11 protein-coding genes are annotated in these 12,542 nt (G+C 59.5%); 6 read left to right on the top strand and 5 right to left on the bottom strand.

Annotated features, from left to right (window positions below; translation table 11 throughout):
• Positions 1 to 212 precede the first annotated feature (212 nt).
• Both ACYQ14_RS18765 and lpdA read left to right on the top strand, forming a co-directional pair.
• A complete protein-coding gene (locus tag ACYQ14_RS18765; protein WP_459890380.1) occupies positions 213 to 1,793 on the top strand; it encodes a dihydrolipoamide acetyltransferase family protein in 1,581 nt (526 codons plus the stop codon).
• A complete protein-coding gene (gene lpdA / locus ACYQ14_RS18760; protein ID WP_459890378.1) occupies positions 1,793 to 3,217 on the top strand; it encodes a dihydrolipoyl dehydrogenase in 1,425 nt (474 codons plus the stop codon). Before ACYQ14_RS18765 ends, lpdA begins: the two co-directional genes overlap by 1 nt.
• 105 nt (positions 3,218 to 3,322) lie before the next feature.
• On the opposite strand, the gene ACYQ14_RS18755 is transcribed toward lpdA, so the two are convergent.
• Both ACYQ14_RS18755 and ACYQ14_RS18750 read right to left on the bottom strand, forming a co-directional pair.
• Positions 3,323 to 4,291, bottom strand: a complete 969-nt coding sequence (locus ACYQ14_RS18755) for an alpha-ketoacid dehydrogenase subunit beta (RefSeq protein WP_459890376.1) — start codon at positions 4,289 to 4,291, stop codon at positions 3,323 to 3,325.
• Positions 4,292 to 4,302: 11 nt separating this feature from the next.
• A complete protein-coding gene (locus tag ACYQ14_RS18750; RefSeq protein ID WP_459890374.1) occupies positions 4,303 to 5,460 on the bottom strand; it encodes a thiamine pyrophosphate-dependent dehydrogenase E1 component subunit alpha in 1,158 nt (385 codons plus the stop codon).
• Positions 5,461 to 5,627: 167 nt separating this feature from the next.
• Here ACYQ14_RS18750 and ACYQ14_RS18745 point away from each other — a divergent pair, with 167 nt between their 5' ends.
• The 4 genes from ACYQ14_RS18745 to ACYQ14_RS18730 all read left to right on the top strand — a co-directional run bounded on the left by ACYQ14_RS18745 (position 5,628) and on the right by ACYQ14_RS18730 (position 9,069).
• Positions 5,628 to 6,638, top strand: a complete 1,011-nt coding sequence (locus ACYQ14_RS18745) for an ABC transporter substrate-binding protein (RefSeq protein ID WP_459890372.1) — start codon at positions 5,628 to 5,630, stop codon at positions 6,636 to 6,638.
• A gap of 71 nt (positions 6,639 to 6,709) precedes the next feature.
• The gene (locus ACYQ14_RS18740; protein ID WP_459890370.1) at positions 6,710 to 7,495 is read left to right on the top strand and encodes an ABC transporter ATP-binding protein; all 786 of its coding nucleotides are present in this window, start codon (positions 6,710 to 6,712) and stop codon (positions 7,493 to 7,495) included.
• 3 nt (positions 7,496 to 7,498) lie between these two features.
• The gene (locus tag ACYQ14_RS18735; RefSeq protein WP_283838611.1) at positions 7,499 to 8,299 is read left to right on the top strand and encodes an ABC transporter permease; all 801 of its coding nucleotides are present in this window, start codon (positions 7,499 to 7,501) and stop codon (positions 8,297 to 8,299) included.
• Positions 8,290 to 9,069 carry an ABC transporter permease gene (locus tag ACYQ14_RS18730; RefSeq protein WP_459890368.1) on the top strand — a complete coding sequence of 260 codons (780 nt, stop codon included), beginning with the start codon at positions 8,290 to 8,292 and terminating at the stop codon, positions 9,067 to 9,069. The genes ACYQ14_RS18735 and ACYQ14_RS18730 overlap by 10 nt, the downstream gene beginning before the upstream one ends.
• A gap of 120 nt (positions 9,070 to 9,189) precedes the next feature.
• Here the strand turns inward: ACYQ14_RS18730 and ACYQ14_RS18725 are convergent, their stop codons facing one another.
• The 3 genes from ACYQ14_RS18725 to ACYQ14_RS18715 all read right to left on the bottom strand — a co-directional run bounded on the left by ACYQ14_RS18725 (position 9,190) and on the right by ACYQ14_RS18715 (position 12,418).
• The gene (locus ACYQ14_RS18725; protein WP_459890366.1) at positions 9,190 to 10,095 is read right to left on the bottom strand and encodes a tetrahydrofolate dehydrogenase/cyclohydrolase catalytic domain-containing protein; all 906 of its coding nucleotides are present in this window, start codon (positions 10,093 to 10,095) and stop codon (positions 9,190 to 9,192) included.
• 200 nt (positions 10,096 to 10,295) lie between these two features.
• Positions 10,296 to 10,907, bottom strand: a complete 612-nt coding sequence (locus tag ACYQ14_RS18720; RefSeq protein WP_459890364.1) for an anthranilate synthase component II — start codon at positions 10,905 to 10,907, stop codon at positions 10,296 to 10,298.
• Positions 10,904 to 12,418 carry an anthranilate synthase component I family protein gene (locus ACYQ14_RS18715; protein ID WP_459890362.1) on the bottom strand — a complete coding sequence of 505 codons (1,515 nt, stop codon included), beginning with the start codon at positions 12,416 to 12,418 and terminating at the stop codon, positions 10,904 to 10,906. The genes ACYQ14_RS18720 and ACYQ14_RS18715 overlap by 4 nt, the downstream gene beginning before the upstream one ends.
• Positions 12,419 to 12,542: the final 124 nt, after the last annotated feature.

The following is a 12,542-nucleotide window of genomic DNA, read 5'->3' as shown; positions in this document are numbered from 1 at the left end:
CGTGGAGTCGGTCGATAGTTCCGATTCGTGCTAGTGTCACACCAAGATGGCAGTGCGAGAAGAAAACCTGCCGCGTGACCGCACGGAGAACTGTGCTACAACCGCCCCGAAATTCGTGTGAACCGTTCGGTCGTATTACTGAAATCTAATCTCGATAACAAGATCAGTCACCGAAGAGTGTATAGCACCCTGTACATGATGTACTAACACGCATGGCTATAGCGGAGTTTAAACTTCCTGACGTCGGCGAAGGCGTCGCCGAAGGTAAGCTGGTCACGTGGTTCGTCGAACCCGGCGACCACGTCGAGAAGGATCAACCGATTGCCGAAGTTGAGACGGATAAGGCGTTGGTAGAGATTCCGTCTTCGTACGAGGGGGTCGTTGCCGAACTTCGTGCGAAAGAGGATGAGACGGTACCGGTCGGCGACGTCCTCGTCGCTTTCGAAGTCGATGACGGAACCGTCGCTGAGGGATCCTCATCTGCCGAAACGGCTTCGGGTAACTCGAGTGTTTCGACCGAAACGTCGTCCGCTGACTCCGACCCGACGGGCGATTCGGCCAAATCGGCAAGCGAGACAAGCGGTGGAACCGACGTTCCCGTTCAGGACGAACGCGTATTTGCGCCGCCGAGCGTCCGAAATCTCGCTCGAGAACAGGGTGTGGATCTTTCCGCGGTCCGGAGACGGATGGACGGTTCGGCCGGTCGGATCTCCGAGTCTGATGTACGCGCCTTCACAAACTCGAACGAAGCGGTGGGCACCGAATCGACCGCAGGTGCCAAACTGACAGCGGGTACTAAACCGACGGCGAGTACCCAAGCCGAGGGTGAGTTCGAGGCGCACGAAACCGGACGCGAGGAGCACGATTCGACCCCATCCGAACGCGTCGAAAGCGCGGACCGGGATCGAACGCTCGCGATGCCGGCGACCCGACAACTCGCTCGCGAGAAAGACGTTGCCATAGATCGGGTTCCGGCGAGCGAACAGCGGGACGGAGAACCGTTCGTCACCCCTGACGATGTCGACGAGTACGTGGAGGCCGATCGAACGACGTCCGGAAAGCAAGAATCACGAGCCGTCGAATCCGACCACGATCGGCCGGGAGACCGGATTCCGTACACTGGAGTGCGGCGGACGATCGGAGAGAAGATGTCGACCTCGAAGTACACGGCTCCCCACGTCAGCCATCAAGACGAGGTCGACGTGTCGGAGTTAGTCGAAATGCGAAGTCGACTCAAAGAGGTAGCCTCGGATCGCGACGCGTCGCTTACGTACCTGCCGTTCGCGATCAAGGCGTCGGTTGCGGCGTTGAAAGAAGTCCCGGCGTTGAACGCGGAGTTGGACGAGGAGAACGACGAGATTCTTCTCCACGACGAGTACAACATCGGGATCGCCGTGGCGAACGACGCCGGACTGATGGTACCCGTGATCGACGATGCGGATCAAAAGAGCTTGATCGAGTTGGCTCGAGAGATCGACGATAAGGCCGAACGCGCTCGAACCCGTTCGATCGCGCCCGACGAAATGCAGGGCGGCACGTTTACGATCACGAACGTCGGGGCGATCGGCGGCGAGTACGTTTCGCCGATTATCAATTATCCCGAGGCGGGGATCCTCGCGATGGGATCGCTGAAAGAGCGGCCGTGGGTCGAAGACGGCGAACTCGTCGTTCGAGAGACGCTCCCCATTTCGATGTCGGTCGATCACCGGATCGTCGACGGCGCGGAGGCGGCACAGTTTACGAACGAGGTCAAGCGATACCTGAACAATCCTGAACTGCTACTACTAGACTAATGGTGATGGGAGATGTGCGGACGGCGACGGATGTACTGGTAATCGGCGGCGGTCCCGGCGGCTACGTGGCGGCGATTCGCGCCGCACAACACGGGCTCGATACGACGCTGGTCGAAAAGGACGCCTACGGCGGGACGTGCCTGAATTACGGCTGTATTCCCTCGAAAGCGATGATATCCGCGACGGATGTCGCACACGACGCGGCGACCGCCGAAGAGATGGGCGTTCACGCCGATCCGACGATCGATATGCGAGCGCTCGTCGAGTGGAAGGACGACGTCGTGGATCAACTGACCGGCGGCGTCGAAAAATTATGCAAAGCTAACGGCGTCTCGTTGGTCGAGGGCACCGCGACGTTCATCGACGAGGACGCCGTTCGGGTCGCCCACAGCGGCGAAGGTCAGGGGAGCGAGTCAATTGAGTTCGAACACGCCATCATCGCGACAGGGAGTCGTCCGCTCACGATCCCCAACTTCGATTTCGCGGACGACTCGATCTGGTCTTCCCGGGATGCGCTCGATGCCGAGGAAATCCCGGACGAGCTCCTCGTCGTCGGCGCGGGGTACATCGGTATGGAACTTTCGACCGTGTTCGCAAAAGCCGGCGCTACCGTGACTGTCGTGGAGATGCTCGAGAATGCCCTGCCAACCTACGAGGACGACATCGCACGCGTCGTCAAAGATCGAGCGGAGGAACTCGGTATCGACTTCCGCTTCGGCGTCAGCGCAACCGATTGGGACGAGGTCGACGGTGGCGTGCGGGTACGCGCGGAAGACGAGGACGGCGAGGAGTCGGTTTTCGACGCGGATCGCGTCCTCGTCGCAGTCGGTCGGGAACCGGTCACCGCGGACCTCGAGATCGACGCGCTCGGGCTCGAGACGAACGATCGCGGATTCATCGAAACCGACGACCGGGCGCGAACCGACCTCGAGCACGTCCTCGCGGTGGGTGACGTGGCGGGGGAACCGATGCTGGCCCACAAGGCCAGTGCTGAAGGGCTCGTCGCCGCCGGCGTCGCCGCGGGAGAACCCGCGGCGCTCGATCACCAGGCGATCCCTGCGGCCGTCTTTACGGACCCCGAAATCGGAACGGTCGGGATGACCGAAGCGGAGGCCGCCGATTCTGGATTCGACCCCGTCGTCGGAACGATGGCGCTCCGAGCCAACGGCCGGTCGCTGTCGATGGGTGAATCCGTCGGATTCGTTCGAGTTGTCGCCGATTCCGAAACCGGCTTCGTCCTCGGTGGACAGATCGTCGCTCCGGAGGCGTCTGAACTGATCGCCGAACTCGGTCTCGCGATCGAAGTGGGGGCGAAGCTCGAGGACATATCGGGGACCGTCCACGCGCATCCGACACTGTCGGAGGCGATTGTAGAAGCAGCCGAGAACGCACGTGGCCGGGCTATCCACACGTTGAATCGATAACCTTCGGTTCGGGGATTCCGATTCGAACCGCTCGTCGAACTGAGTGGACCGTCTCGAAGCGTTCGAAACCGAACCGTGTCGTAAAAAAACTCGGTTGCAGGACCGTCAGTGACTCATCGTTTCTTCGATCGCTTCTTCGATGCGCGGCGGATGCGGGATGTAGAAATCTTCCATCGACAGGAGCGGGACGGGAATATCGAACCCGGTGACCCGGTTGATCGGTGCTTCGAGGTACATGAGCGCGTCGTCGTTGATCGCGGCGATGACTTCGCCGCCGAAGCCGCCGGTCTTGGCCGCTTCGTGGACGACGACACACCGCCCCGTCTTTCGGACGGATTCGAGGACGGTCTCCCTGTCGAAGGGGGAAATCGTTCGGAGGTCGATGATCTCAGCGTCGACGTTCTCGAGGTTGTCGACGGCCTCTATCGTGTTGTGCATCATCGATCCCCAAGAGACGACGGTAACGTCGGTTCCTTCCCGGCGTACCGCCGCTTTCCCGAGCGGTTCGGTGTAGGTCCCCTCGGGAACGTCTTCTCGGAGCGAGCGATAGACGTGTTTGGGTTCCATGAACAACACCGGATCGGGATCGCGGATGGCGCTGATGAGCATCCCCTTCGCATCGTGCGGGGTCGACGGAATCGCCAGTTTCAGGCCGGGGATGTGCCCGTACGCTCCTTCGAGGCTTTCGGAGTGGTGCTCGAGCGCACGAACGCCGGCGCCGTAGGGCGTGCGAACGACCATTGGTGCGGTGAGTTCGCCGCGGGTTCGCCAGCGGATTCGGCTTGCGTTCGTGACCAACTGGTCGAACGCGGGCGGCAGAAAGCCCGAAAACTGGATCTCGGCGACCGGGCGGTAGCCGTGAGTTGCCAATCCAACCGCGGCTCCGGCGATGGCGATCTCCGAGAGCGGTGCGTCGAGCACTCGGTCCGACCCGAACTCCGCTAACAGCCCCTCGGTGGCTCGGAAGACGCCGCCAGATTCGGCGACGTCCTGCCCGAAGACGACCGTCTTGTCGTCGTTTTCCATCTCTTTGTGCAATGCGTCGTTGACCGCTTCGATAATTGTCGCGTTCATGATATTGGCTCTTATCCCTTGGGTCGGCGTTCGATATGGTCGTACACGTCGGGCCGTTCTTCGAGAAAGTCTTCTAATCCTGCTAATTGGCGCTCGAGTTCGGGCGGCATTTCTTCGTAGAGATACTCAAATATCTCCTCGACATCGCGCTCCTCGAACTCGTCTGCGGCCTCGACGGCCTCCTCGAACTCCGTCCCGAACTCCTCGCGGATCGCCGCTTCGTCGACCGCGTCCCACCGACCGGTTTCCTCGAGGAACGAACGGTACCGCTCGAGCGGATCACGGTCTTTCCATTTTTCGACCTCCTCGTCGCTTCGGTAGCGAGTCGGGTCATCGCTCGTGGTATGTGCGCCCCGTCTGTACGTGACCGCTTCGACCAGAACCGGGTTCCCCTCGAGGGCGCGCTCTCGGGCGGTCGAGACCGCGTTGTAGACGGCGAGCACGTCGTTGCCGTCGACGCGAATGCTGTCGATTCCGTACGCAAGTGCCTTCTGTGCGACCGTCTCGGCGTTCGTCTGCTCGTCGAAAGACAGCGAAATAGCGTACTGGTTGTTCAGACAGAAAAACACCGCGGGAACGCCGAGAACGCCGGCTAAGTTCATGCCTTCGTGAAACGCGCCGGTCGACGTCGCACCGTCGCCGAGGTTCGTGAACGTGACGGTGTCTTCGTCCCCGAGTTGCATCCCCCACGCCTTTCCGGTTGCGAACGGGACGTGCGCACCGACTGAGATGGACATCGGAACGATGTTTGCGTTCCTCATTCTCGACGCATCTTCGATGCCGCGCCAATACATGAGAAGATCCCGTAGCGGAAGTCCGTGCAGTAACAGCGCAGCCGCCTCGCGACCGTACGGGAAAATCCAATCGTCCAGCGAAAGGGCGGATCCGCTCCCGACGATGCTCGCTTCTTGCCCCCGCCCCGAAGCGATCGTTCCAAGTTGACCGCGGCGCTGAAGTTTCGTCGCACGATCATCGTACACACGCTGTACGAGCATCCATCGATAGAGATCGCGAAACTCGTCGTCGCTGAGATCGGGCACCCGCTCAGAATCGAACGATCCGTCGGGATCTACCACGGAGTACGTTTCAATATCCACGTCTCCTTGCGAAATCGGGTCGACGCCGACGTCACCCGACGTGGAAGAGATGGACTGTGGGATGTTATCCATTGTACGGTTCTCCATCTCCTAACTAACGATAAACGGTTTCTTATACAGGTAATATTTTCCCACAGTACGCGGTTTGGCTGTGTCGAACTTTGGGAGATATAGATGCACTAACATGTGTGCGGCGTGTTACCGTAACACTTTTACCAATTCTGTATGACTACCAATGTATGCTACCTAGTAGCAGAAGGCAATTCCTTAAAACTGGTACAGCCGCAACAGCTGTCGGTCTCACAGGACTGGCAGGGTGCGTGGGATCGGATGAAGGGGCGCTTCAATTCAACTTCGTCGTCCCAATCGAAAATCTGGGCTCCTTGCTCGACATTCCCGAACTCCAAGACGAGTTAGAGCACGTCGGCGAAGACTACGAGTTCGAGATTCATCAGGACGCGAGTACGCCCGATACCGTAAACGCGCTCGCATCCGGCGAAGCTGATCTCGGATTACTAACCATGGAGAGTTTCCCCAATGCAGTTGCCGCCGACGCCGTTCCCGGTGGAATCTCGACGATCGCTATCGACATGTGGGACGCTCACCCGGACTACTTCGCGGTGAACGTCTGTTCGCTGCCGGACTCGGACATCACTGAACCCGAGGATTTGGAGGGTGGAACGGTTGCCGTTAACGCGGTCGGGACCGGCGTCCACGCAGTCTACGTCAAAATGTTCGATCAACTCGGTATCGACCACGAGGAAGACGTCGAATTCATCGAGCAGGGGTTCCCGACATTTATTCCGGGGCTCGAAGATGGAATCTTCGATGCGGCGATTTTCCCCGGCCTGTATTCCGTCGATGCGCGAAGCGAGGGGCTCACTGAAGTCTTTACGACCCGAGACGCGTTCCAGGAGGAACTCCGACCGTACCCATACACGTTCACGACTGCGACGAATGACGCGATCGATGAAAAGGAAGAGGAGCTCCAGGCGTGGATGGATGACTTCCGAGACGTTATCGATTACATCGAAAACAACCGCGACGAGGTCGTCTCGCTCGCCGCTGACCACTTCGAAATCCCCGAAGAGACGGTCGACCAGTTCTTCCTGACGGAGAACGACTACTACCGCGACTTCGAGATCGACTTCGACGCTCTCCAGGGAATCGTCGACGAAATGTACGACCTCGGTCTCACCGAGGAGGAGGTCAATATGGAAGAGCACGCGACGAACGAATTCGTCTCGTAATGGGATCGATGCAGTGTGGTCGTATCGCATGATAACTGTTAAGTAGCGTTTCGTCGCATTCCTAATCAAAAATGGTTGAAGGACACGTCACAATCTCGAATCTGGAAAAAGTATACGAATCGGGGGCTGAACGAACGAAGGCGATCGACGACCTCTCCTTAGAGGTACCAAGCGGCGAGTTTTTGAGTGTCGTCGGTCCCAGCGGGTGCGGAAAAAGCACGCTCTTGTATCTCGTTGCTGGGTTTCTTGAGGCGTCGTCGGGAACGATGGCGGTCGACGATCAGTCGATCAACGGACCAGGGACCGACCGAGGCGTCGTCTTTCAGGACTACGCGCTCTTTCCGTGGCGCACCGTCATGGAAAACGTCACGTACGGCCTCGAACAGAACGGTGTCGCCAAGGAGGAACGCCGCTCGAGAGCGCAGCGATTCATCGATATGATGGACCTCGACGGATTCGAGGATAAGTACCCGAAGGAGCTCTCTGGCGGAATGAAACAGCGGGTCGCTCTCGCGCGGACCCTCGCGTACGATCCGAAGATCCTCCTCATGGACGAACCGTTCGGTGCGCTGGATCAACCGCTCCGCGAACTGCTCCAGGATCACCTTCTCGACATTTGGCGCGATCTCGAAAAGACGGTCATCTTCATCACTCACGACGTGGAGGAAGCGGTCTACCTCTCGGAGCGTGTGATGATCATGACTCGCCATCCTGGAACGAAAAAAACGTCCGTCGAAATCGATGTCGACCGATCGCAGGACCGGGAGGATATCATCATGTCCGACGAGTACACCGACATGAAAAACCAAGTTTGGCAGTCACTTCGCGAAGAAACCCAACCGGAGAAACAACTGTAACCCATGTCCTATGCCAACCTTCGATTAGCCGATGTCGAAGAAACGGTGCCCGAGTCGATCCAGCGGCCCGTTCGGTTTCTCCTCGAATGGATCCCGCTGTTCATCGTCATAGGGTTCTGGGAGTTCGCCAGCGGCGTGTTCGTTCCCAGTGTCGTCCTCCCCCCGCCGTCCGAAGTCGCGTCCGTCACGTGGGAGTTGCTCGTTTCCGGTGACGTGTTGCCCCACCTGCAGATCTCGCTGTTCCGCGTCGGGGTCGGGCTCGCACTCAGCATCTCGATAGGCGTCCTGCTGGGGGTCGGTATGGCCCGCTCGGATCCCGTCGAGGACTTCTTTGAAGTCTTCCTCGCGTTGATCTACCCAATCCCCAAAGCGGCGCTCGTTCCGCTCGCGATCCTCTGGTTAGGCGTCGGTACGGAAACGGCGGTCTTGATCGTCTTCCTGGCCTGCTTGCTCCCGATCGTCTTGAACAGTTATAACTCCGCTCGAGACGTCGATCAGAACCTTATCTGGTCCGCACAGATGATGGGGATGCCGTCCTGGAAGATCCCGCTCAAGGTGGTCATCCCGGCGACGATACCGAGTATCCTCACCGGGATTCGACAGGCGATACCGATCGCGTTCATCGCGCTCGTGAGTGCGGAACTCATCGCCTCGAACGAAGGCGTCGGATTCGAAATTCTGCGCTACAGCGAGGTCGGCGCGTACACGCACATGTTCGCCGTCCTCGTTATCATTTCGGCGGCCGCTTTCTTCGCGGTCCGTGGGTACGAGTGGTTAGAACAGAAGGTGGTTCGATGGACGTAAGCAACAAGCTCTCGTTCGACCGTACCGATGCGGTCAACGCCGGAAAGTCGGTGTATTCGTTAATCATCGTTCTTCTGATCTGGGAGATCGTGACTCAGCTCGGGATGATTCACTACTACTTCCTCCCGCCGCTTTCGGATATCCTCGTTCGGTTCTTCGAGATGACCGTCGACGGGACGCTCATCTACCACGGCTATCTGACGGTTCGACGGGCCCTCGTCGGTCTCGTGATCGCCTGTACGCTCGGGATCGTCGTCGGCGTGCTGACCGCTCGCAACCGAATTGCGAGCTGGTTCTTCGATCCCATCATCGAGGTCGGCTATCCCGTCCCCGTCATCGCTCTCGTTCCCGTCTTCCTGTTTTGGTTCGGGACCGGCGACCTCTCGAAGATCGTGCTCGTCGCGATCGGCTGTTTCTGGCCCGTCGCGATCAACGTTCGGAACGCGACTCGAGACGTCGACGAGAACCTCATCTGGTCGGCTCGGATGATGGGAACGTCGGATCGACAACTGCTCAGAAGAGTGATCGTTCCGGCCTCGGCGCCCGGCATTATCTCCGGCATCCAGATCGCGCTCCCAATCTCGCTGATCATCACCTTCGTCTTCGAGATGGTCGCGGGCGGTGGCGGGCTCGGCCACATCGAGATCCAGGGCGTGCGAACGTTCGATTCGGTGCAGGTCTACGCGACGTTGATCGCGATCATGATTCTCGGATTCGCCCTCGACAGGGGTCTCCGTCAAGTGCGCTTTAGACTCCTTAATTGGACCTAACGGGAGCATCCCTCTTTCTTCACGGTCGTAGCGTTCGACGTGATCGATCGGTACGAGAAAATGTCCCGTCGGACGGCTACTCACTGGGGCGTCTACCGGAGTGGAGACGATTAGAAACGATCACAGCGTCGGCTCCGGCAACTCGACTTCGATACCTTCCTGCAGACCCGTCGCTTTCACCGTATTGTACAGAAGCATCGATATCGTCATCGGTCCGACGCCGCCGGGAACTGGCGTAATCGCACCGGCTTTCTCTTTTGCACTGTCGAATTCGACGTCTCCGACCAGTTCGTACCCCTTCTCGGTAGCCGCATCGACGCGGTTGACGCCGACATCGATGACGACGGCCCCTTCCGAGATCATCGAGCCGTCGATGAGGTTCGGGACGCCGGTCGCCGCGACGACGATATCCGCGTCGCGGGTTTTCTCGCCGAGGTCGCTCGTGCGTGAGTGGCAAACGGTGACGGTCGCGTTACCGCCCGGCCCTTTTTGCGTTAGTAAGTTTGCCAGCGGTTTGCCGACGATATTCGACCGGCCGACGATGGCGACGTCTTTCCCTTCCGGATCGACGTCTATCGCCGACAGGAGTTTTTGGACGCCGTGAGGCGTGCACGGAACGAATCGCGGAGTACCCGAGACGAGCCGCCCGACGTTTTCCGGATGAAAGCCGTCCACGTCTTTCATCGGATCGATCCGCTGAAGTACCGCCTGCTTGTCGACGTGGTCGGGAACCGGCATCTGGACGAGGATGCCGTTCACGTCGGGATCCGAATTCAGAGTATCGATATGTTCGAACAACTCCTCCTGTGACGAATCCGCATCGATCTCGATGTGAATGCCGTTTACGCCGACCGCATTACACGCCCGCTGTTTCATCGAGACGTACGTCTCGCTGGCGTCGTCGTCGCTCATGAGAACGGTCGCGAGACTCGGGGTGACTCCCGAGTCAGATAACGCGGCTACGCTCTCCGTCAGTTCGTTCTTGATCCGGTCTCCGATCTCGTTGCCGTCGATAATTTGGGTCATGTTGTGGCGAACACCTTTCGTTTGGGTTTCCGTCTACGAATACGAGTCGATTCAGGCTGGTCCGTCGACTACTCCGGAATATCGCTCGCCTTTGTCCACTCGATGGGTACCAAATCGTCATCAACCTAAAAAATGATTTCGATGTCTGTAACGCCGAGGCGACGCGTACGCGAGTAATCGTCCGGCGTCCAGCGTCGCTCTCACTCGACAGCCGCGATCGAACTGCAAAAGTTCTCGACCATTCGCTCTCCCATCTCGGTGAGAATGCTTTCCGGGTGAAATTGAATCCCGAAATGGGGGTTTTCCGCGTGTCGGACGCCCATAAGCACGCCTCGCTTGTCGTCAGTTCGTGCTGTCGGGACGATGCAACCGGAAAGTTTGCTACTCGTCGCCGCGAGCGAGTGGTACCGGCCGGCCGTAATCGGGTTCGGAAGGCCGGCAAACAGTCCTTTGTCGTCGTGTACGACGGTCGATGATTTTCCGTGGACCACTTCGGGTGCGTGGCCGACGGGTACACCGTTGGCCGCACAGAGCGTCTGATGTCCGAGACACACGCCCAGCGTCGGATACTCGGTTTCAACGAAGATATCCATCGAGACGCCGGCATCGTACGGTGTTCCGGGCCCCGGCGACACGATGATTCCGTCCGGATCCAGTTCGCGAACCCCCGCGATGTCGATTTCGTCGTTGCGTCGGACCACGACCGGCGACGAACTGCGCGCTTCGGTCCTGTGCGTTGCTGGGACGGCGTCACCGACGTATTGTACCAGATTGTAGACGAACGAGTCGTAATTGTCGATAATCAGGATCATTTGACATCCTCCAGTGTGCTGGTCGACGTTTCGACGTCGAAAGACCCGCTGTCGTCGAGTGCCGTGTCGATAGCGGTGATCAGTGCGGCAGCTTTGTCCAGCGTCTCGTAGTATTCACTATCCGGATCGGAGTCGTGGACGATTCCCGCTCCCACCCGAAGGTGGTACTCGTCTTCGTGCCGGACGAGCGTTCGGATAATGATGTTCAACATAGCGCGGTCGTCGAAACCGAGGACGGCGATACTGCCGGTGTACGGCCCGCGACGCGTGCGCTCGACTTCGTCGATAATTTCCATCGTTCGCGGTTTGGGCGCACCGGTGATCGTCCCGCCGGGAAAGACCGCGCCGATGGCGTCCGCGATCGAAGTCTCGGCACGCCGTTTCCCTTCGATCAGTGAGACGAGGTGCATCACCTCCGAATACCGGTCGATGCGGCGGTATTCGGTAACGTCGATGGTTCCGTACTCGCAGACTTTTCCGAGGTCGTTCCGTTCGAGGTCGACCATCATTGCGTGTTCCGCGCGCTCTTTTTCGTCTGCGCGTAACTCCGTCTCGAGCGATTCGTCTTTCTCCTGGGTCTCCCCGCGAGGACGAGTTCCGGCGATCGGTTCCGTCGCCACCCGATCGTCTCTGACCTCGAGCAGAAGCTCCGGGCTTGCACTCACCAGATCGACGCCCGGGTATTCGAGCAGTCCCGAGTAGGGGGCCGGGTTAACAGCCCGGAGCGCCGAGAACGCTTCGACCGGATGGACGTTCGCCGGTGCCGTGAGCCGGTGAGAGACGTTCGCCTGGAACGTGTCTCCGTTGCGGACGTGCTCTTTGACCGTTCTCACTCGGTTGGCGAACCCCTGCGGGCCGCAACTGCTTTCGAAGCTGGCCGATTTCGCGGCCGATGTCGGCATCGATATATCGGACGAACCCGTCGTCGCGTCTTCGGCTAGTGCCACCGCTTTTTCTCGTCCGCGCTCGTACGCCGCCCTCGGATCGTCTTTCACGACCGGACAGGCGGTAACGTGGAGTGTAACCCCCCCGTCGCACGGCTGACGCCAGGCGGCGACGCAGTCGAATACACCGAGCTGGAGGTGGGGCAGTCGTCGCTCGTTTCTCGTCGTCGTCAGCAGATCCTCGAGTTCGCGGGCGACATCGTACGAGAGCCAACCGAACGCACCGCAGGGGTAGGGCACGTTGCAGTGACCTCGGACCAGCTGTTCGCGCTCGAGGAGTTCGTCGATAGCCGCTAACGACGGACTCGAGTCGCTGTCCTCGCTGGGGACGTCCCCCGCGTCGACCCGAACGCGTTCGATCGGTTCGATGCCGAAGTACCCCCAGCCGTCCTGGCCGCCGGAGGTCTCGAGGTAGAACCCGCCGGTCCCGTCTCGAGCGTTTCGGTACGCGTCGAACGTGTCCGAAACGACGACGCGCACTTCGACCGGAACTCTGGCGTTCGAGGGTGCGTTCTCGGCGACGCTTGCGAACGTCTCGACGTCCGTTTTGATGGCTGGTTCAGTCATGGTCGGGGAGCTTCTACTCGTGACGATCGTTTTGGGCGTGCCCAGTAGCTATCCGGACGTACGTTGTGGGTCAAAATAACTGGTTCCCCGGGTCGGGGTCGCTGTTGGGAGGTCCGGAAACTGG

This window comes from Halostagnicola bangensis (genome assembly GCF_054653435.1).
This window is presented reverse-complemented; position numbering and strand designations above follow the sequence as displayed.